Source organism: Rhodococcus sovatensis (assembly GCF_037327425.1).
Lineage (GTDB): Bacteria > Actinomycetota > Actinomycetes > Mycobacteriales > Mycobacteriaceae > Rhodococcoides > Rhodococcoides sovatense.
Genome location: NZ_CP147846.1, coordinates 5,671,462 through 5,692,183, shown reverse-complemented (window position 1 = coordinate 5,692,183; position 20,722 = coordinate 5,671,462). Strand labels below are relative to the sequence as shown.

Annotated in this window: 19 protein-coding genes; 11 read left to right on the top strand and 8 right to left on the bottom strand. The window is 62.3% G+C overall.

The window, feature by feature from the left end; genetic code table 11:
* Window positions 1–265: 265 nt before the first annotated feature.
* From WDS16_RS26615 to WDS16_RS26595, 5 genes are all read left to right on the top strand, one after another.
* Window positions 266–1,336 carry a Zn-dependent alcohol dehydrogenase gene (locus WDS16_RS26615; protein WP_338889101.1) on the top strand — a complete coding sequence of 357 codons (1,071 nt, stop codon included), beginning with the start codon at window positions 266–268 and terminating at the stop codon, window positions 1,334–1,336.
* A complete protein-coding gene (locus WDS16_RS26610; RefSeq protein WP_338889099.1) occupies window positions 1,333–2,142 on the top strand; it encodes an SDR family NAD(P)-dependent oxidoreductase in 810 nt (269 codons plus the stop codon). Before WDS16_RS26615 ends, WDS16_RS26610 begins: the two co-directional genes overlap by 4 nt.
* Window positions 2,143–2,223: 81 nt before the next feature.
* Entirely contained in the window at window positions 2,224–3,111 is an 888-nt protein-coding gene (locus WDS16_RS26605; protein WP_338889097.1) for an alpha/beta hydrolase, read from the top strand.
* A gap of 25 nt (window positions 3,112–3,136) precedes the next feature.
* A complete protein-coding gene (locus tag WDS16_RS26600) occupies window positions 3,137–4,516 on the top strand; it encodes an MFS transporter (protein ID WP_338889096.1) in 1,380 nt (459 codons plus the stop codon).
* Between the two features lie 68 nt (window positions 4,517–4,584).
* The gene (locus tag WDS16_RS26595; protein ID WP_338889094.1) at window positions 4,585–5,685 is read left to right on the top strand and encodes a helix-turn-helix domain-containing protein; all 1,101 of its coding nucleotides are present in this window, start codon (window positions 4,585–4,587) and stop codon (window positions 5,683–5,685) included.
* On the opposite strand, the gene WDS16_RS26590 is transcribed toward WDS16_RS26595, so the two are convergent.
* From WDS16_RS26590 to WDS16_RS26580, 3 genes are all read right to left on the bottom strand, one after another.
* Window positions 5,648–6,607: an NAD(P)-dependent oxidoreductase gene (locus WDS16_RS26590; RefSeq protein WP_338889092.1), complete on the bottom strand. Its 960-nt coding sequence runs from the start codon at window positions 6,605–6,607 to the stop codon at window positions 5,648–5,650. The genes WDS16_RS26595 and WDS16_RS26590 overlap by 38 nt on opposite strands.
* 127 nt (window positions 6,608–6,734) lie before the next feature.
* Window positions 6,735–7,529, bottom strand: coding sequence for a hypothetical protein (locus WDS16_RS26585; protein WP_338889091.1), 795 nt, complete (start codon window positions 7,527–7,529; stop codon window positions 6,735–6,737).
* A 27-nt stretch (window positions 7,530–7,556) separates the two neighbouring features.
* Window positions 7,557–9,401, bottom strand: coding sequence for an NAD(P)/FAD-dependent oxidoreductase (locus WDS16_RS26580; RefSeq protein ID WP_338889090.1), 1,845 nt, complete (start codon window positions 9,399–9,401; stop codon window positions 7,557–7,559).
* Window positions 9,402–10,064: 663 nt separating this feature from the next.
* Here WDS16_RS26580 and WDS16_RS26575 point away from each other — a divergent pair.
* Window positions 10,065–10,973: a cyclase family protein gene (locus tag WDS16_RS26575; protein ID WP_338889088.1), complete on the top strand. Its 909-nt coding sequence runs from the start codon at window positions 10,065–10,067 to the stop codon at window positions 10,971–10,973.
* An 83-nt stretch (window positions 10,974–11,056) separates the two neighbouring features.
* On the opposite strand, the gene WDS16_RS26570 is transcribed toward WDS16_RS26575, so the two are convergent.
* A complete protein-coding gene (locus tag WDS16_RS26570) occupies window positions 11,057–11,869 on the bottom strand; it encodes a MaoC/PaaZ C-terminal domain-containing protein (RefSeq protein ID WP_338889086.1) in 813 nt (270 codons plus the stop codon).
* Window positions 11,866–12,777 (bottom strand): SDR family oxidoreductase, encoded by a 912-nt coding sequence (locus WDS16_RS26565; protein WP_338889084.1) that lies wholly within the window; start codon window positions 12,775–12,777, stop codon window positions 11,866–11,868. Before WDS16_RS26565 ends, WDS16_RS26570 begins: the two co-directional genes overlap by 4 nt.
* Before the next feature lie 105 nt (window positions 12,778–12,882).
* Here WDS16_RS26565 and WDS16_RS26560 point away from each other — a divergent pair, with 105 nt between their 5' ends.
* Together WDS16_RS26560 and WDS16_RS26555 are read left to right on the top strand one after the other, a co-directional pair.
* The gene (locus WDS16_RS26560; protein ID WP_338889083.1) at window positions 12,883–13,641 is read left to right on the top strand and encodes an enoyl-CoA hydratase family protein; all 759 of its coding nucleotides are present in this window, start codon (window positions 12,883–12,885) and stop codon (window positions 13,639–13,641) included.
* A 58-nt stretch (window positions 13,642–13,699) separates the two neighbouring features.
* Entirely contained in the window at window positions 13,700–14,770 is a 1,071-nt protein-coding gene (locus WDS16_RS26555; RefSeq protein ID WP_338889082.1) for an NAD(P)H-dependent flavin oxidoreductase, read from the top strand.
* A gap of 58 nt (window positions 14,771–14,828) precedes the next feature.
* On the opposite strand, the gene WDS16_RS26550 is transcribed toward WDS16_RS26555, so the two are convergent.
* Window positions 14,829–15,707 carry an aldo/keto reductase gene (locus WDS16_RS26550; RefSeq protein WP_338889081.1) on the bottom strand — a complete coding sequence of 293 codons (879 nt, stop codon included), beginning with the start codon at window positions 15,705–15,707 and terminating at the stop codon, window positions 14,829–14,831.
* A 41-nt stretch (window positions 15,708–15,748) separates the two neighbouring features.
* Window positions 15,749–16,468 carry an SDR family oxidoreductase gene (locus WDS16_RS26545; protein WP_338889079.1) on the bottom strand — a complete coding sequence of 240 codons (720 nt, stop codon included), beginning with the start codon at window positions 16,466–16,468 and terminating at the stop codon, window positions 15,749–15,751.
* A gap of 129 nt (window positions 16,469–16,597) precedes the next feature.
* Here WDS16_RS26545 and WDS16_RS26540 point away from each other — a divergent pair, with 129 nt between their 5' ends.
* Genes WDS16_RS26540 through WDS16_RS26530 form a run of 3 tightly spaced genes read left to right on the top strand, consistent with a single transcriptional unit; the run spans window position 16,598 to window position 19,841 of the window.
* Window positions 16,598–17,476, top strand: a complete 879-nt coding sequence (locus tag WDS16_RS26540) for a CoA transferase subunit A (protein WP_338889078.1) — start codon at window positions 16,598–16,600, stop codon at window positions 17,474–17,476.
* The gene (locus WDS16_RS26535) at window positions 17,473–18,237 is read left to right on the top strand and encodes a CoA-transferase subunit beta (RefSeq protein ID WP_338889076.1); all 765 of its coding nucleotides are present in this window, start codon (window positions 17,473–17,475) and stop codon (window positions 18,235–18,237) included. Before WDS16_RS26540 ends, WDS16_RS26535 begins: the two co-directional genes overlap by 4 nt.
* Before the next feature lie 23 nt (window positions 18,238–18,260).
* Window positions 18,261–19,841 carry an AMP-binding protein gene (locus WDS16_RS26530; RefSeq protein ID WP_338889075.1) on the top strand — a complete coding sequence of 527 codons (1,581 nt, stop codon included), beginning with the start codon at window positions 18,261–18,263 and terminating at the stop codon, window positions 19,839–19,841.
* A gap of 90 nt (window positions 19,842–19,931) precedes the next feature.
* Here the strand turns inward: WDS16_RS26530 and WDS16_RS26525 are convergent, their stop codons facing one another.
* The gene (locus WDS16_RS26525; protein ID WP_338889073.1) at window positions 19,932–20,684 is read right to left on the bottom strand and encodes an SDR family oxidoreductase; all 753 of its coding nucleotides are present in this window, start codon (window positions 20,682–20,684) and stop codon (window positions 19,932–19,934) included.
* Window positions 20,685–20,722: the final 38 nt, after the last annotated feature.

Sequence of the window (20,722 nt, the reverse complement as noted above, 5' to 3'; positions counted from 1 at the left end):
TACGGAACGGGCCTGCCGAAACCGGGTTGGACCGGGTGTTCTCTGCCTATACTCGATTCAGCACGACGTGTCCAAACATGGGTTGACGAGCAGATGCTGCCGGTTTACACTCTCTGAAACCGGTGCGCGAGCGAGCAATTCGCCGCTGAATCCGGCTATCGAATCGTGGCGATCGAATCAATTGAAGCGCGAGGCAGATCCGACGGATCACTCGCGAACCCCCTTTCCCATTCAGTGCAGTCCGCACGACAGTGAGGTTCAGAAGTTGAGAGCAATAGTGTTCGATGGCACCGCAAGCAAGCTCTCCGACAACGTGGTCGTCCGAGAGCCGGGCTCGGGTGAGGTGCTCGTCCGTATCGTTGCCAGTGGGCTGTGCCAGAGCGACCTCAGCGTGATGAACGGCAAGATCCCGTTCCCGGTGCCGGTGATCCTGGGACACGAAGGGGCAGGCGTCGTCGAGGCGGTCGGCCCAGGCGTCACTGCGCCCGCGGTCGGTGATCACGTTGTGCTCTCGACGCTGGCAACGTGCGGACATTGCGCCGCATGCGTTTCCGGCCGACCCACCATGTGCCGTGAATCGTACGGAGCTCCCCAGGCGCCGTACAGCATGGACGGAGGTGCGATCCACAACTTCGCCGCGCTGTCGACGTTCAGCGAGTACGCACTGGTGAAAGCCGTTCAGGCAGTGTCGATTCCGAAGGACATCTCGCTGGCCTCCGCGTGCCTGATCGGCTGCTGCGTTCTCACCGGTGCCGGCGCAGTCCTCAACCGAGCCCGCATTCAGGTCGGCGACACTGTGGCGGTTATCGGGTCGGGCGGAATCGGCCTCAACGTCATCCAGGCGGCTAGGATTGCGGGGGCCACCAGAATTGTCGCGATCGACACCAATCCGACGAAGGAAGCGCAAGCCACCCGATTCGGAGCTACGGACTTCATCAACCCTACCCAGGTCGACACGGTTGCGGCTCTTCGCGAATTGACCGGAGGCGGAGCCAATCACGTATTCGATTGTGTTGGTGGAGAGAAGATCACGTCCCAGGCGATGGACATGCTCGACTGGGGTGGTCAGCTGATCCTCCTCGGCGTGGCATCACGAGAGACGAAATTCTCCGTGCCCGCAAGCACGTTCTACATGGACCGCTCGGTTCTCGGTTGCCGATACGGTTCTTCCCGGCCCGCAGCCGACATACCGCGATTCATCGACCTGTACCGATCGGGCCGCCTACTCTTGGACGAATTGATTACCAAGACATACAATCTCGATACCTTCGATATGTTGGTCGACGACGCAAAGAATGGTCTCCTCGACCGCGGCGTGCTTGTCATGTCGTCGTGACCACCCCCACGCACTCCGAGCTCGACACCGAGTGCAATCGGGTTCCCGACTACCGTTCCCTACTCGATCTGTCCGGTCGAAGGTATATCGTTCTCGGTGGTGGTCAGGGTATGGGCCGACAGATCTCTCATGCGCTCGCTCAAGTGGGGGCTCAGGTCGTTGTCGTCGACTCCGATTCCGTTCGCGCCGATCAGGTGTCCGCCGAGATCGGAGCGGAGTCGGCGGTGGTCGATGCGACGGACGACACCCAGATGAGCTCGCTGGCAACCTCGGTCGGCGATGTCGACGGCGTCGTGGACGTCATCGGCATGGCGCGGTATGCCTCGCTGGTCGACACGACCGATGAGACCTGGCTGTGGGAGTACGACATCGTACTTCGGCACGCGGCGCTGGTGGTTCGTCACTTCGGACCGCGCGTCGGGAACGGGGGTGTCGGTTCGCTGACCTTCGTCTCCTCTGTCTCGGGTACCGGCAGCTCACCTCAACACGGTGCGTACGGTGTCTTCAAGGCCGGACTGCTTTCTCTGGTCCGAACCGCTGCCGTGGAACTGGGCCCTGCTGGTGTCCGGGTCAATGCGGTGGCTCCCGGGTTCGTCTTCACGCCGAGAATTTCCGAGGCAATGGACGACGCGGGCATCAGCCGCGCGATCGAATCTTCTCCGCTGCAACGGTTGACGTTTCCCTCCGATGTCGCGAGCGCGCTGCTCTTTCTGGTCAGCGACCTGTCTCGGAGCGTCACCGGGCACACGCTTGTGGTCGATGCCGGAGCCACCGTCAAATATCCGTACGACATGTCGGGGTTCTGAACTAACCCGTACTCGTACTCGCTCCACGTCGGAAAACCGACGCACCCCGACAACTCAGAGCACCCACAGCAAGGTAGCCAGATGCAGACAACCGCACGCGATCTGTTGCCGTCCGAGCGGCCCGGCAGGCCCGCAAGCCCCGAATTGGTCGGGCGGCGTGCCCAGTTCACCGGCACTGCCGTCGAATCCAGCACGCGTATAGAGCCCGAAGTCGTTGCATTCGGGGGCGTCTCGTCTCTGGTGCTGCACGGCGGTGACAACTCCACAATTCTGTACCTGCACGGCGGTGGGTACCGTATGGGCAGCCCTGAGGCATATACCGCGTACGGAACGAAATTGGCTCACGCAGCGGGTGCGACGGTTGTACTTCCCGAATACCGGCTTGCACCCGAGCACCCTTTTCCCGCCGGCCTGCGTGATGCCGTTGCTGTCTACGAGTCGCTGGTGGACCAGACCGCTGGGCCGATCTTCGTCGCCGGAGACTCTGCGGGCGCCGGCTTGGCGCTCGCATCTACGATGTCCGTTGTCGCCGCGGGCTCGACCCCACCCGCCGGTTTGATGTTGCTCTCGCCGTGGCTCGACTTGAGCTGCGAATCACCCTGCTACGCAACGTCGACCGATCCATATTTTTCACTCGCAACGGCGCTCTCGGCCCGCGAGGACTACCTGCAAGGTAGCGAGCACTCCGACCCACTCGTCTCTCCACTGCTGGCAGACCTCTCGCTGTTGCCGGCGGTATTGGTCCAGGTAGGAGGCATCGAATCGCTCGTCGGAGATGCCTTGGAACTGACCCGAGTGCTCGCCACGGCCAACAGGTCGTGTCTGCTCGAGGTCGTCGCAGATCAGGGCCATACGTGGCCGCTGATCTTCCCCGACCACCCTGACTCGACACGATCCATCCGCAGCATCGGGAACTTTGCCCGAAGCATCACCGAACGTCGTACCGCAGTATCGCCCACCACGCAGTAATTGTCCGAAAGCCGAGGAATCCACTGTGTCCACCGACAATCCCACAACGCCATCGCCGCAGGTAGTCAGACGCGCCTCTACCGCAGGCTTTCTCGGAACCGTCGTGGAAGCCTACGACTTCTTGGTCTATGTCTTCTTGATCGCGTACACAGCACCACTGTTCTTTCCCAGTGACGATCCGGTGACCGGCACACTCGCCTCCCTGGCGGTACTCGGCACAGGCTTCCTGGCCCGTCCTCTCGGTGGCTTGTTCTTTGGACAACTCGGCGATCGCCGCGGGCGTCGATTCACGCTGATGATCACCATCGTCGGGATGGGTGCAACCACCACGCTTATCGGCCTGTTGCCGACCTACGCCACCATCGGTGTCTTCGCACCGGTACTACTGGTCATCCTGCGCCTCCTGCAGGGCTTCTCGGCCGGCGGAGAACTCATCGGCTCCACCACTTTCGTCTCCGAGCACGCGGGAAAGAACAATCACGGCAAGTTGAGCGCCGTCACCCCGATCGGATTTGCCGTCGGCAGCTCGCTCGCGCCGGGCGTGGTCGCGTTGCTGACCTTCCTGCTGTCCGAAGGCTCGATGGCCGATTGGGGCTGGCGGGTGCCGCTTCTGCTGTCGCTGCCGATGACGGCAACATGCCTGATTCTGCGTCTCCGCCTCGAGGATTCACCCGAGTACCGCCGTATCGTGTCCGAGAAGAAAGTACCGAAAGCCCCACTGAAAGAACTGTTCTCGAACCACGCACGCACTCTGGCGCGAGTCATCGTGCTCAGTGCCTCGGTCCTGATGATCGGCTACATAGCGGCTGCGTACCTACCGGTCTTCCTGCGTCAGGAAGTCGGTATGAAGCCGGGCACCGCAGCGGCGGTCGCATCATTGGGATCGGCGATCGGAATATCTGCGTCCATCGGTGCCGCATTCATCGTAGACCGCCTGGGTCGGAAGCGAACACTGATCCTGCTGATGGGAATTCTGGGCGTGACGATCCTGCCGGTCATGTACGTCATGAAGGCAACAGGAGGCAACTTCGGTGTCACCGTGCTGACCTTCGCATTGATCGCCGGCATCGCCGGTGCCGCTGCGGTGCCAGCCTATGCCGCATTCACCGCACTGTTCCCCGCCGGCGTTCGTTTCAGCGGGGCGGCAATCGGATTCGGAATCGGATCTGCGCTCGGCGGTGGCTTCGGACCCTACCTTGCCGGGCAGTTCACCGCGTGGACCGGAAATCCCTTCGCGCCTGCCTTCCTGGTCATTGTGGCGGCAATCGTCGGGGTTGCCGTGATGGTGCCCGTTCCCAGCCGTGGCGTCGCCGATGACACGGGGCGCATCGACGGCAAGCTGGTCGACAAAGGGACGAAGACTCGACCGGAACCGGATGCGCATACTGCCGACCGCGTTCGCTGACCCGCCGAGCGGGTTCGGTTCTCGTGACCGATCCCGCTCGGCGCGTGCCCTGACTGAAAGGGACTCCCGTGAGAACTGATATTCCGCCGGCTCACTCCGCGTGGCAGAATTGGCAGACCATGGACGACGAACACGCCGATCACCCCGCGGCGACAGACGCAACCGAAGGCCGGTCGGTTCCGCCTGCCCCACAGTTGTGGACGACCCCTCAGGTCGCCGAATTCATGGGAATCAGCCGTCAGGCAATCAACAAGCGCCTCCGTAGTCACCGACTTCTCGGGTATCCGGGGAAAGGCGTGACACTCTTTCCGGTCTGGCAATTCGACCCGAAGACTCGTTGGTCTCGGCCCGAAGTCGAGAAGTTTCTAGCCGCATTCGAAGGCGATGTCGATCCACATGACCTCGCCCAATGGTCGGAGACACCGATCCCGGGCAACGGATCGACACCGGCACAGCTGTTGACCGATGCCGACGCCGAGGTCGAGGTTCTCGATCTCGTCGACAGGTACTACGCGGCCGATACAGACCACACCGCGTCCACCGACGCAACAACTACCCCGCGGTGGGCGAAGGCCGAGTGGCGGCCGGAGGATTCAGGGTCCTCGGGGCCACGCCACGCCATCTTGCTGGCCGCCGCCGACCTGTTCGCACGACGCGGTCCCGCGAAGGTGACCCTGAGGGAGGTCGCTGCGGCCGCGGACGTGTCGTACAGCCTGATCCATCGCTTCTTCAAGTCGAAGGAGAATCTGCTTGTCGCGGTGATGGAACTGCTCGTCACCTACGGCGGTGAACGACTCTCCGACGAGAACGACGCATACGCTGCGATAGAGAATTCGTTCGGTGCAGACTCGGGGCAGATCGGCCGAATGTTGACATGGTCGATCCTGGAGGGGACCACACCCGAACATCTGTTCAGCGGCGGCATCAGGTCCCGCGGCTACCGAACTCAGATCGAGGCTCAGTGGGCGAAACCGTTTGCGCCACATACTCGTAGCGACTTCGACTCACGGACGCTCGCGGCGCTGATTGCATTGATCGCTGCAGTGTGGGATTTCTACGAGCCGCATCTGACGGTGCTGGGCGATCTGGATCGTGATCCTGACGATCTACGAAACGAAATCGTCGACATGCTCAAAGTACTCGTCTACGCAACTCGCCCGAAGAAGTAGCGGCCTCAGGACTGGAGGGTCCGGTCTTGCGAACGAGCCTGTCGGGATGGCGTGCAGCGACGGTCCGTCGAATTCCTTCGCGCCAGTCCACAGTGCACGGACCGGTGATCGCCGACCGCCGGGTGGTGTCGGCAATCGATCCGCGCAGAGTGTTCTCGATCGGCACCACGTTGATCCGGGCCTTGATTCCCATCAGATCCCCCGCGTACTCGGACCAATCCTGCGCACTCACAGGCTCGTCTCCGGCCCAGTTCACGATGGTAGCCGGGGACGAGGCAGCATCGAGCAAAGAGCTGAACTGCGCATTGATGTCGTCCTCGTAGATCGGGCTGTACATGCACGGATCCCACCGAGTTGTGATTTCCGCTCCCGCGGCTAGAGCGTCGATATGGAGGGCGGGTAGGCCACCGTTCGGGCCGTACGAGGCATTCATGCGAGCGATTGTCACGGGCAGATCGAAGGACCGAGAGCAGAAGCGCGCCACCGCTTCCTGGCCGATCTTGGACACCGAGTACGACGGTGAGTGGGTGCTGTTGCTGTCCCCGAGCGGAGCTGATTCGTCGAACTCGAACATCGGATCGTCCTGGGGCTTGTAGACCGAATGCGTGGACATCACTAGCACCGAGCGCGCCGATCGACAATGCTGAAGGAGCAACCCCGTTCCTTCGGCGTTGTCACGTATCGCTGGTTCGTAGTTCAGCCCAGGGCCCATGTTTGCAGCCAGATGGATTACGCGGGTGAAATCGCCAGGAACACCGTCGAAATTTCCTGTGCCCAGGTCACAGACCACCGGGGTGATGTTCGCATCCACCACCCGCGTCTTGTCGTCAGGATTGCCGAACCTCGCCAATCCCCACACCTCGTTGTCCACGGCGAGCATGCGCGCAATGGGGAATGCGATCTGCCCCGCAACTCCAGTCACCAAAATCTTCTCGCCGCTCAACATCTACGTCAGTTCTCTTTCTCTCGCCTGCAACGAACCTGGGCCGTCTACCGACAAGGCGCGCAGGTCGACCTGACCCTGCGCGCCTGTTCTCACCACAACGAGCTCACCACAACTGGTCTGTGTACTTGTCGGTTCCTACCTCGGTCGGAATGAACGGCGCGGCAAACGTGACCCGTCCGGCACCGGATCGATCGACCTCGTCGGCATAGGTGACGATGTGCTGCCAGCTGTCGGCGGGATCGCCCTCCAAGAAACACAGTTGCACAATGCGATCCGTTGTTCCGCCGTCGTTACCCATCTTCATGGGAGGGTTGTGATCGGGTGGCCACGGCTTCATCCCCCACATGCTCACCAAATCGACTGCGCCAGTATCGAGCAGAGCGCGGACGGGCCCCTCGGTGAGCTTGTCGATCACGGTCTGACGGGCCACCCCATCCGACGGCTCGATGGTCACAACTACGAGCCCGCGATAGTTGTGGTCGAGTGCCAGCTCGAGCGGCACACCGTCGTCGTGCGCGGACACATTCGCATCCGGCAGATACAACCCGGTGTGCACGTGCTCACGCTCGGTAAAGCCCCGACCCTGTGCGTAGAGCCAACCCACCTGCGCCTTGGCCCAAGCCTCTGCCGATTCCATCTCCGGCTTGTGTACCCAGTACACAGCCAGATACGAACCGGCATCCACCGGCACGGCCACCGGACCCGTCGCCGGAAAGCGCAGATTCTTCAGCTCTCGAGTGGCTACCCACCGGCCACCGGCAAACCAACCCGGTCCGACCATGCAGCCGGAAAGCCGGTGGTCGCGTTCGTACCACCGGTTGAAATCGACCTCGTGACCGCGATTCGGATCCACCATCGTGAACAACATCTGGCCGACTTCGACCGGAATGTTCTGCATCTGTGCCTCTTTCGTCATCAATTAGGATCAGGACGTGACGGATAGACCGTCGAGGTCGTCGCGTTTGCGCCATTCCGCCAGCAGATCGAAGAATTCGCATCCGGGCATGTAGACACCCGACACCAGCGGATTTCTGTTGTCGGCCAGCTTTCCCTCGTTGTTGTATTGCCCTGGTGTGCATGCAGTGAAGTACTCGAGCTTGGCGACACTCACTTCACGCATGACGGTGTTCCACCCTGCCTCGGCGTCAGCTGTGGGCTCGAGTGCACGAATTCCGGACTTCATGGCCTTGGTGATGATGTAGACCATGTGATTGGCCTGCTGGTCGATCAAATGCGCAAAATTGGACACCGCACCTGTCTGCGTGAAGCCGAGAAAGAACAGATTCGGAAAGTCCTGGGAAAGAAATCCGTGCAGGGTGCTGATACCGTCGGAGAATTTCTTCGAAAGACGGTTACCGTTCCGGCCGAGTACATCGTAACCCGCCTTGTCCGTCCACGAACGACCGTGCTCGAAGCCTGTTGCATAGATGATCAGGTCGACCTCGAACTCTCGATCGCCAACCGCGATCCCACGCTCGGTGATCCGATCGATCGGTGTCGCCGACGTATCCACCAGTTCGACCGATTCCTTGTTGAACGTCGGCAGGTAGACGTCGCTGAAACCCGGACGCTTGCAAAGCGTTCGGTAGTAGGTCTTCAGCTTTTCGGCTGTCGCCGGGTCGAGGACCGTCGCATCGACGCGGTCGCGGAGCATCTCGTTCCACTCGTAGTCCGAACGCTCCATCGCGTCCATGAAGTCCTGCAGCGTTGGGTTGCCGTTGCCTGCCTCGGCCATTGCCGCGAGCTGGTACTTCGCAAATCGAATCCACCCGTCGTCGACCTCGGAGTCGGCCGCAACGCGGTCCATCGCGCACTTGTCGAATGCGATCCGCCGCTCGGTATGCCAACCCTCGGGCAGAGATTCGAACCATGATGTGTCGGTCGGCGCGTTCAATCGAGGCATCACCTGAGTGGGGGTCCGCTGGAACACCACCAGCGACTGTGCGTGATCGGCCAAGTGCGGGATCGCCTGAATTCCTGTCGCACCGGTCCCGATGATCGCAACCCGCTTACCTTCGAGGCCGGTGAGATTACCCTCGGCGTCGCCACCGGTGTAGTCGAAGTCCCATCGACTGGTATGGAAGCTGTGCCCGGCAAAGCTTCCGACCCCGGGAATACCAGGCAGATGCGGGCGAACGAAAAGCCCGCTCTGAGTCGATACGAACCGAGCCGAGAACACGTCTCCGCCATCGGTGTTCACAGTCCAACGGGCTGTGTCCTCGTCCCACTCCATCCCGGTGACCCGAGTCTGGAACAGACTGTTGTCGTACAGGTCGAATTGTCGCGCCAGCAGTCGGCAGTATTCGTAGATCTCGGTCCCAGTGCTGTAACGCTCCTTGGGTACGTACCCAGTCTCCTCCAGCATCGGAAAATAGATGTACGACTCGATATCGCAGCGCACGCCCGGGTACCTGTTCCAGTACCACGTCCCCCCGAAGTCCGCGGCGACGTCGAGGATCTTGATGTTGGAGATTCCCGCCTTCTTGAGCCCGATGGCCGCCGTCATACCCATGAACCCGGCCCCGATGACCAACACATCGACCTCGGCGGTCATCGGGGCGATCTCTCTGCGCCCACGCGCATACGGATCGGCGTCGAACTCGGAGAACTTTCCCTCGAATTGGACAGCCAGGTATTGCTCGGCACCCGACTCGGTCAGGCGCTTGTCTCGCTCAGCCAAGTACTTCGCTCGGAACGGTTCGAGGTCTTCGATCTTTCGCGCGGGCACAAAAGAATGGGGGTCCCGAATGTGAGAATCTGTCGAGGTCATGAGTTTCCTTCGAGATCTGGCTCGGCGTGATACTTGGGCATCATCGAATTGGTATGGAGCGGTCTCTCCCGATCGAGACCGTAAAGTGCGGCCTTCTCAACGTCCGGTGGTACTGCGCAACCGTCGAACTTCGCTGGGGGACCGAGCTGTGGCGGTCGACGGGTTGGACGCCCGCGTCCGAACTGGTGCGTCAATCAGTGTGGTGCGTGTCTCAATTGCACAGAGATTATGCGCTTCTCATTGGATCGTCAAGCAGCACCAGCAATTTGGTGCTGTTCGAGCAGGTGGCGACACCCCGAACGACGAGCGCGCAGATGGCAGCGCGGCCCAAGACATAAAAAGGTCGACCTCGCCCTGAGCGCAGGCGTCCGGCATCGGCGCCGACCCGTCCGGACCACACACACCGCCTTTGACGTGCAGATGAGCGGGACTTCTCGGCAACTCGAGTGAAGACTGTTGACGCAAAGGTGGCCAGTGGCTACAGTGGCGGACGTCACGTTTTTCGATTTCAGCTCGAGCCCGAGGCGGCGCGATCGAGGTAGGAAGTTTATATTTGAGCCTCAATCCGGCGGCGTTGCAACGGAATTGAAGACCGATCGATGCAACAATAGGCCGGCGTTCAGCAGTAGGTTACGAGGCGAATGAAGTTGACTAGGAGTCGAAGTGGACGTTCTGAAGACCAATGGCGTTCGTAGGACAAATTGGGGCCGTTGGGGAGAATCGGACGAGTTGGGTGCCCTCAACCTCCTCACGCCCGAGCGGGTGCTGGCGGCTCTGCAGATCCCGAAGACCGGAAAGACCTACTCGTTGAGCATCCCGATCCAACGTTCCGGAGTTCCGAACTTCGAATACCGTGGCACGCCAATGCGTCTGACGACTATGAATCATACCGACGAGTACATGGCACAGGCCAACGGCGGCGTTCCAGGTGTCGGTGCGAGCGAAGATCAACTGATCATGCCGTCGCATACGTCTACTCACATGGACAGCCTGTGCCATGTCTATTCGGACAGCACGATCTACAACGGCTATCCGCACGATTCGGTCAGCTCGTATGGGGGTGCTGCCAAGTGCAGCATCGACAAGGTCGGTGGATTTGCCGGCAGGGGTGTGCTGATCGACGTTGCAGCCGCACTGGGAACAAACTGTTTGGCTCCCGATCACGTCATCACTCCCGATGAACTCCGTACGGCACTCGCGGCGCAGAAAGTCGAACTCGCCGCCGGCGACTTGGTCTTGATCCGGACCGGGTGGATCGAGGCCTTCCTCGCCAACCCCGGTGATACCATGCCGCAACCAGGACTCGGCTTGGATGCTGCCACTTTCCTTGCCGGGCACGATGTTTCACTGGTCGGTGCAGACAACTCCGCCATCGAGGCGATCCCCTTCGATCAGGGGGTCTATCTCGGCGGCCATATCGTGCTCTTGGTCGACCACGGTATTCACTTGGTCGAGAACCTGAATCTGCAGGAACTGTCCGCGGACAAGTGCTACGAGTTCTTCCTGTCCATCGGTGCACTCAAGATCACCGGCGGCACAGCAAGCCCGGTGACGCCGGTCGCGATCGGCTGACGAACCCCAAACCCACCCGCGCGAAAGGCCGGACTCAACTCGATCGAGTCCGGCCTTTCGTCATGCTTGCCGAGCCGCTGCTCTCACAGACCAATACTGCTACGTTCGAAAATTGCTGTGCCGCTGTCGATTGCGACGCCACGGGTCGAGTCGACGCGGAAGCCACCGCCGCGCCAGCTCGACACATCCACAGTCTCACCTGGATACACAGCGGAACTGAACCGTCCCTGCAGTTCGGTGAGATCGCACGGGTGCACGCCGGTCAGATCCGCCAGGGCCAGCGCCGCGGTGGCCAGTGTCGCCAATCCGTGCAGTATGGGTCGAGGTTGACCTATCGCCTGCGCGGCCGCTGGGTCGACGTGGATATGATGCCGATCCCCGGACAACCGGTACAGCAGTGCGGCATTCAGTGCCAGCCGCACAGCCACATGCTCATCTGGTTGCGTTGCGGCCGGTGGTGCAGCGCGCGGTCCTCGATCTCCGCCGAAGCCGCCCTGACCGGGCGCAAAGATCGACCAGGTCGCGCTGAACAGGTCGGAGTCGACAGTGACATCGAAAATTGCTGCACGGCCTTTGTCCCACACCGCCGTCACACGTGCGTCGAGTGTGAGCTCACCTGACGGCGGCAGGGCAGATCGCACGCGCAGTGTCTGCGAGCCGTGCAAAGCCTGCCCGACGTCGAAAGCGCCTGCAGCACCGAGTGCGTCCGGCGCCCACTGAGCGAGCGTCAGTCCGAATGTGGGCAACACCCGCAAATCGCGCTCGAAAACCAGATCGAGTTGATCGGGGCGGGCACCGACCGCGAGCGCGAACAACATCGCGTCACGCTCGTTCCACGACACCGTCCTGCTCCCGAGGCTGCGGCCCAGCCACTGCCCGGCGCCACCGGAGCTCACGTACGCGCTCCGTATACCGGCTCCGGCCGGCGGCCCTTCTGCAGTAATCCGAGCAGTTCGCCGCCGACCTCGGGCGCAGACCACCGTCGACCCAGGTCGGTGGACGCTCCGTGCACCCACCCCTCCTCGACCGTGACTCGACCGCCTTCGACCTCGATGACGCGGCCGGTGACATCGCCGCTCTCGACACTGGCCAACCAGGCTACGACGGGCGAGACATTTGCTGGATCCATCGCGTCGAACCCCGATTCCGGGGCCGCCATGGTTTCCGCGAACGGACCTTCGGTCATGCGCGTGCGAGCGGATGGCGCAAGCGCGTTGACGGTGACTCCGTACGACTGGAGTTCCTCTGCTGCCACGAGAGTCAGAGTCGCGATGGCTCCCTTCGCGGCAGAGTAGGTCGCCTGTCCGACGGACCCCTGCAGCCCCGCACCCGACGAGGTGTTGATGACTCGAGCCACGCGCGGCCGCCCCGCTTTGGACTCGGCGCGCCAATACGCCGCAGCATGACGGAGCGGTGCGAAGTGACCCTTGAGATGCACTCTGACAACGGCATCCCATTCTTCCTCACTGGTGTTGACGAGCATACGATCGCGGACGAATCCGGCGTTGTTGACCAGCACGTCGAGATGTCCGAACGTGTCGATTGCCTGACGCACCATCGCCTCGGCCGCGTCGAAGTCTGCGACGTCGGCGGTGTTGACGACGGCGCGGCCTCCTGCGGCCTCGATGGTCGCTACGACTTCCTCCGCTGGTGTCTCGCCCACTCCGTGACCCGACAGCGAAACGCCGTAATCGTTGACGACCACGGATGCGCCGTGGCGGGCCAATTCGAGCGCATGCTCGCGCCCTAGACCACGACCCGCGCCGGTCACGATGGCCACTCGACCGTCCAAAAACTTCGGCATGCTTCGCCCTTCTACGGTTTACGCACCGCGACGTCGGCCGCCGATGCTAGCTACGTTTCACGAACGCTGCTAAGGTACCAAGCAATCGCTAGGTTAGGAACTTACATGAGCATCTCGACCGAGATCATCGATGGAAAAATCGCCGTCGTCACGATGAACTACCCCCCAGTCAACGCACTCCCGGTGGCGGGCTGGTTTGCCATCGCAGACGCGATGGACGAGGCCGGCAAGCAATCGGATTTGCGAGTTGTGGTGCTGCGCGCCGAGGGCCGCGGATTCAATGCGGGCGTCGACATCAAAGAGATGCAGCGCACCACCGGTTTCGACGCCCTAGTCGGCGCCAACCGGGGGTGCTACGCGGCATTCAAGGCCATCTACGAGTGCTCGATTCCGGTCATTGCCGCCGTGAACGGCTTCTGCCTCGGCGGCGGAGTGGGATTGGTCGGCAACTGCGACACCATTATCGCCGCCGATGATGCGTACTTCGGAGTTCCCGAGGTGGACCGAGGTGCACTGGGAGCGGCGACGCATCTCTCTCGCCTCGTCCCGCAGCATCTGATGCGAACGATGTACTACACCAGTCGCACGATCGCGGCGGCCGATCTCGTGCCACACGGTTCCGTGCTCGAAGTTGTTCCGCGAGCAGAACTCGACAGCGCGTCGATGGCCGTCGCCCAGGAAATCGCCGCCAAGGATCCACGCGTTCTCCGCGCTGCGAAAGCCGCGCTGAACGGAATCGACCCCGTGGATGTGAACAAGAGCTACCGCTTCGAGCAAGGCTTCACCTTCGAGCTCAATCTGGCAGGTGTTGCCGACGAGCATCGCGACGAGTTCGTGCAATCGGGAAAGAACCTGTCCGTCTGATTGAACTGGTCGCCCAACTTTATTCGGGTTTCACATCACTGTCCTCCAAGGAGACTCCGTGCCTACCTCCGCACGCATCAGAACGCCGCTGACCGAATTGACCGGGGTTGAACACCCGATCGTGCAGACCGGCATGGGCTGGGTCGCGGGGCCCCGACTGGTGTCGGCAACGGCCGAAGCCGGCGGTTTGGGACTGCTGGCGTCGGCGACCATGACCCTCGAGGAACTCGAGAAGGCCATCGTCGAGGTCAAAACTCGCACCAACCGTCCGTTCGGAGTCAATCTCCGTGCCGACGCAGGCGACGCGGTTGCGCGTGCGGACCTGCTGATCCAGCATCGCGTCAAGGTCGCATCGTTCGCATTGGCACCGACGAAGGATTTGATCTCACGCCTCAAGGACGAGGGCATCGTGGTCATGCCGTCGGTCGGCGCACCCCGGCACGCCGAGAAAGTCGCCTCCTGGGGTGCCGACCTCGTCATGGTCCAAGGCGCGGAGGGCGGTGGCCATACCGGTTCGGTCCCAACGACACTGCTGCTCCCGTCCGTGCTCGACGCGGTCGATATCCCGGTCGTTGCCGGTGGCGGCTTCTTCGACGGACGCGGGCTCGCTGCCGCTCTGGCCTACGGGGCCGCCGGAGTCGGAATGGGCACACGATTCTTGTTGACCAGCGACAGTGCCGTCCCGCAGCGCATCAAGGAGCAGTACCTCACCTTCGATCTGAACGGCACTGTCGTCACCCGAAAGGCCGACGGAATGCCGCATCGTCTGCTGCGAACCACCTTCGTCGAGAACCTCGAATCCGAGCGCGCCTCCCGCAGGATGGTCGACACGGTTCGCCGTACTCTCGAATTCAAAAAGATGAGCGGGATGACTTGGGGCCAGTTGATGTCGGACGGCCGGGCGATGAAGAAGGCCAGTGACCGAACCTGGGGTCAGATGACACAGGCAGCCAACACACCGATGTTGCTCAAAGCTGGTTTGGTGGAGGGTGATACGACCGCGGGGATGCTGGCATCGGGTCAGGTCGTCGGACTCATCGACGATCTACCGTCCTGCCGCGAACTCATCGACTCGATGGTCGACGTGGCCTCGGCGCGGCTGGCACATCTGGCGGGTCTGACCGTCTGAACTCGTCGGAGTGGTAGCCGTCGGTGGGCCTGGTGCCCTTGCCCACCGGCAGCCTCGGTCAGGATAGGACGTCGTTGTGTTCGAGCTTGGCGAGCTCGGCGTCGGTGAGGTGTAGGTCGATGGCCTGCACCGAGTCCAGCACCGACTCCGGCCGCGAAGCGCCGGGTATTGGAATCACATGCGGCCACCTCTGCAGCTGCCACGCCAGGGCGACCTGTTGAACCGAAATCGACCGGTTTGCAGCTACTTCGGTGAATGCCACATTGCCCGATCCCATATCCTTCGCGGCCCGCATTCCGCCGAGCGGACCCCAGGACAAGAACGCGAGTCCCAATCGACCGCACAGTTCGATCTCCGGCTCGCTCGAACGAAACCCCGGTGCGTACTGGTTCTGCACCGATACCAACGCGTCGCCGACTATTTCGCGGGCGATCAGAATCTGCTCGGGATTGGCGTTCGATACCCCGACCCGGCGAACTAGCCCGTCGTCGACCAGGTCTCGCAGCGTCTGCATCGATTCCTCGTACGGCCGAAACGGATCGGGTCGGTGGTGCTGATACAGCGGAAGCGGATCGAGTCCGAGCCGGGCCATCGAGTCCTGACAGGCCTTGCGCAGATGCGTTGCGCTGCCGTCGATCCACCAGTTGTCACCATGCCTGGTGTGTCCACCCTTGGTAGTGACGATCACGTCGTCGAGCGGCCCACCCCACGTCCGCAACGCGTCCGCCAGTGCGCGTTCGTTCACGCCGTACTCGTCGGTGGGTCCGTAACTGTCGGCGGTGTCGAAGAGTGTGATGCCCGCGTCGAGGGCAGCGTGGACGGCACGCCTGCCCCGATCGACGTCGTATCCGGCGACCTGGGTGATGGTCATGGATCCGAAACCGATCGCGGAGACCTCTAAATCACCGAGAGCGCGTTGCTGCACAGGGGTATTCACCTTCCCACCCGTCACCTTCCCACCCGTCAGGTTCCCACCCCTCACTTGCCCACCGCAGTCCATCCGCCGTCGACCGGCAGACACACACCGGTCGTGTAGGTGGCATCGACAGCGAGATTGACGATGGCCAGCGCCATTTCTTCCGGCGTGGCAAGCCTTCCGAGCGGGATCCGCGCCTCGGTGGCAGCAATGTCGTATCCGCCGTCGATGAGGTCGACAACCATCGGTGTCAATGTGTGTCCGGGGGCAACGCTGTTCACGCGTATTCCGTGCTGCGCCCATTCGACCGCGAGGTTCTCCGTGAGCTGTCTGACCGCGGCCTTGGCGACTCCGTAATCGGATTGCTTGTGCCACCCACGGTAGGCTGTAGTCGAGGAGATCGTCACGATCGATCCGCCGGTTCCCGCCTCGATCATCCGTCGAGCCAGACCCGTGGCCACCAGCAGAGTTCCGACAACGTGAACGTCGAACATGCGGCGCACGCCATCGGGCGTCAGGTCGAGCGCAGGAACGAATGCCCCGCGAATTCCGTGACAGGTCACGGCCGTATCGATCGGACCGCGCGCGTCGACCGCGGCCGCGATGGACGCCTCGACGAGCTCGGCGTCGGTCACATCGACGGCAATGTATCCGACGGTATCGACGCGATCCGCCGGCTCGGTCAGATCGAAGACGGTCACCTGGTACCCACGGGCGACAAGAAGTTCCACCACCGCGCGTCCGATTCCACTGGACCCGCCGGTGACCACTGCATGACTCATATCTCTCCTAGCAAGTGCTTGCTTGTTATTGTAGGTCCACGCTGTCATGCTGAGCGGAATGCCGCAAGACATGCGTCGAATCTCCACACACAGCGGCACCCACGCACCGACGCTACTTCTAGGAGCTTCATGGCCGACAAAGTAATTCCACTGAGCGAAGTTTCCGATCACGTGAGATCCGGCATGACCATCGGCGTAGGAGGCTGGGGCTCACGCCGCAAGCCGATGGCACTGATCCGTCAGATTCTTCGCTCCGATGTAGACGACCTCACGGTCGTCGCTTTCGGCGGTCCCGAGGTCGGACTGTTGTGCGCGGCAGGAAAGGTCCGACGCGTCATCTACGGTTTCGTCTCCCTCGACAGCATCGCACTCGACCCCAACTTCCGCGCAGCCCGCGAAGCGGGATCGATCGAATGCACCGAATACGACGAGGGCATGTTCGTGACCGCACTGCGCGCCGGTGCGTCGCGAATGTCATTTCTCCCCACCCGAGCTGGAATGGGAAGCGACGTCCTGAAGATCAATCCCGAACTACGCACGGTCGACTCGCCGTACACGGACGAGACCTACGTGGCCGTCCCCGGAATTCGCTTGGATCTCGGCCTGATCCACTTGAACCGCGGCGACTCGCGCGGCAACGGCCAGTACCTCGGACCCGATCCATACTTCGACGACCTCATCGCTATGGCCTCGGACCGATGCATCATGAGCGTCGAGAAGGTGGTGAGCACCGAGGAACTCACCGCTTCTGCACCTCCCCAGTCGCTGCTCGTGAGCCGCATGTTCGTCTCATCGGTCGTCGAAGCACCGAACGGCGCGCACTTCACCTCGTGCGAACCCGACTATCCCCGCGACGAAAAACTCCAGAAGCATTACGCGACATCAGCGGCCGATGCAGACTCGTGGAAGAGCTTCGAGTCACAGTTCCTCGCCGTGGACGAGGACGGCTACCAGGATGCCGTCCGAACTTTCTCCAGCTCTGACGACAAAGGCAAGGAAACAGCATGAGCAGCGACATCACGCGAGCCGAGGTCTGCGTCACCGCCTGCGCGGATGCCTGGCGTGGAGCCGGCGAGATCCTCGCCCACGCCGTCGGAACCGTTCCCGCCATCTCCGCCCGCCTGGCCCGACTCACCTTCGAGCCCGACCTGGTGTTGAGTGACGGCGAGTGCTTCTTCGTCAGCGACCCACCGCCTCTCGGCAAGACTGCAAGCAACGGCGGAGGCACCATCGAGGCATGGGTGCCGTTCCGCTCCATCTTCGACGTATTGAACTCCGGCCGCAGACACAGCATGATGGGTGCCAGCCAGATCGACCGATTCGGCAACCAGAACATCTCCGCAATCGGTGACTGGCGCAAGCCGACTCGGCAGCTCATCGGAGTCCGCGGCGCGCCGGGCAACACAGTCAATCATCGCACCGACTACTGGGTGGCGCGTCACTCGGCCCGCGTGTTCGTCGAGCATGTCGACGTTGTCTCCGGCGTCGGAAATGACAGGGCTGCCGCGGAATCGGGTTCGACGATGAAGTACCACGATCTCGGCGTCGTGGTCACCGATCTGGCGGTACTGGACTATTCGGCAGAGGGCGTACTCAAAGTTCGGTCCCTGCACCCCGGCGTCAGCGCCGAGGATGTCCAGAGCAACACCGGTTTCGATATCGACACCTCCAGCGCGACAACCACTCGGCTGCCGAGCGAAGAGGAATTACAGTTGATCAGGACGGTCATCGATCCCACGTCGCTTCGCGCACGAGAAGTGCGAAGCTGACCGCAGACTACGAAGGACGGATCATGGCCATAGTCACTGTTCCTGAACTGCTCGCAGAGCGCGCAGCGACGTTCGGGGACCATCCGGCGATCGTCGACGGCGAGACAACACTGTCGTATCGCGAACTCGACGAGATGACGCTCGCGGTCGGTGCCGGCCTACTCCGCCTGGGAATACTGCCGGGTGATCGTGTCGGTATCTGGGCACCCAACAGTGCCCGTTTCGTGCTGGCACTGTTAGGTGTGCAGCGCATCGGCGCGTCGGTCGTCCCGCTGAACAGCCGATACCGCGGCTACGAGGCACACGATATCCTGGCCCGCTCGCGGGCCACCGCCATCGTCGTCGCCGACGGCTTTCTGGGCACCGACTACGTCGGCATGCTGCAGAACGCGGGAGAAGGTGCTGCGGGCAGCCCCGTTCCGGGTCTTCCGCATCTGCGCGCGATCATCGACATCACCGACTCGGGCCGCGCCGATACGACTCGATGGAGCGATGTCGTCTCGGTCACCGACGACGATGTCGAGCACGCGCGCATGCGCGGGGCCGAGGTCACCGGTTCCATGCTCTCGGACATCCTGTTCACCTCCGGGACGACGGGTCGACCCAAGGGCGTCATGACGACCCAGAGACAAACGATCGGAATCGGTCGAACCTGGGCCCGCGGAGCCTCGTTGACGCCCGAGGACCGCTATGCAATCGTGAGCCCGTTCTTTCACGGCTTCGGGTACAAAGCAGGTGTGGTGGCCGCCCTCACGGCCGGGAGCACGATCTATCCGGTGGTCACCTTCGATCCGGTGCAGCTGATGGAGCTTGTTCAGACACAGCGCATTACGGTGATGCCAGGGGCACCGACCATCTTCCTCACGTTGATCGACCACCCTCGACTCAGTGAGTTCGATCTGTCATCACTTCGGTACGCCACAGCCGGTGCCACCTCGGTGCCCGAGACCCTGTTCGAGCAGATGCGCGATGTCCTCGGTTTCGAGGTTGCGGCGCAGGCCTACGGACTCACCGAGTGTATGGTGGCGACCCAGTCACGCCCGGACGACGATCCGCGTCATATCGCGCAGACGACAGGGCCGGCAGTGGAAGGCATCGAGATTCGCGTCGTCGATCCCTCCGGGCAGGACGTAGCGGTCGGTATCGACGGCGAGGTGTGGCTTCGCGGCGAGAGCGTGATGATCGGGTACTTCGAGGATCCCGAAGCGACCGCTGCAGCAATAGATTCCGAGGGTTGGCTCCGCACCGGTGATGTCGGTCGCCTCGACGAACATGGTTGCCTCAAGATCACCGACCGCATGAAAGACATGATCATCGTCGGCGGGTTCAACGTCTACCCCGCGGAGGTGGAGAACGTGGTGTCCGCACACCCCGACGTGATCGAAAGCGCCGTGGTGGGAGTCGCGGACGACCGGCTCGGTATGGTACCCCGAGCGTTCGTGGTACCGCGCTCGGGCGCATCGGTCGCGATGGAGGACATCGGTGCCTGGTGCCGCACTCGGCTGGCGAACTTCAAAGTCCCGCGCGAGTTCGTCGTCGTCGACGCTCTGCCCCGCAACGCCAGCGGCAAGATCCTCAAACGAGAGTTGCGTTCGGGATCGTAAATGCTTGTACGGCAATCTTTTGGACCGCTTCTCCAAGGAGATGAGGGCGGCCACCGTAGTTCGGTGGCCGCCCTTTCTCGTCCGTTCCGGTCAGCCGTTGGGGGTGTGTTGCAAGAATGCCGGCCACTCTCCGCCGCCATCCACGTTCAGCACTGCACCGGTGATGTGCGACGCCAGTGGCGAAGCCAGCAAGAGGCACGCTTGACCGATCTCTGCCGGGGTTGCGAACTGTCCCCGCGGAATGGTTGCGGCGACGGCGGCATACTGGTCCTCGTCACCGTAATGATCCACCGCGCCGGGCGTCGCGACCAAACCACAACTGACGGCATTGACACGGACGGCCGGAGCCCATTCCACCGCAAGGCTGGTGGTCAGACTTTCCAGCGCAGCCTTGGCCGCCCCGTACACGGCCGTTCCCGGACTCGGGCGTCGCGCAGATATCGACGTGATGTTGACAACGCTCGACTGTGCTGTGGCAGAAAGTATTTCAGATGCGGCATGGCACACGTTGGCGGCCGAGCTGAAATTGAGCGCCAGTATCTTGTCGTGGAAGCGAGTGGAACTCGTCGAGAAACTCGCGAACGGAGCCCCACCGGCATTGTTGATCACCACATCGAGTCGCCCATGCCGCGCACCGATATCGTCGATCCAGGTGTGAACGGCAGCCGCGTCACGGACATCGACGCGCGAGCTCGACAACCGTTCGCGGCCGTCCTCCACACCTTCCTCCGGCACGGTGCGGCCGCATATTTCCACCGAGGCCCCCGCCTCGAGGAACACATCGACAATGCCTGCGCCGACGCCCCGTCCCCCACCGGTCACGACAACCACACGCCCAGTCATGTCGAGTACGAACACAATTGGCCTCTCTTCGTTGATTC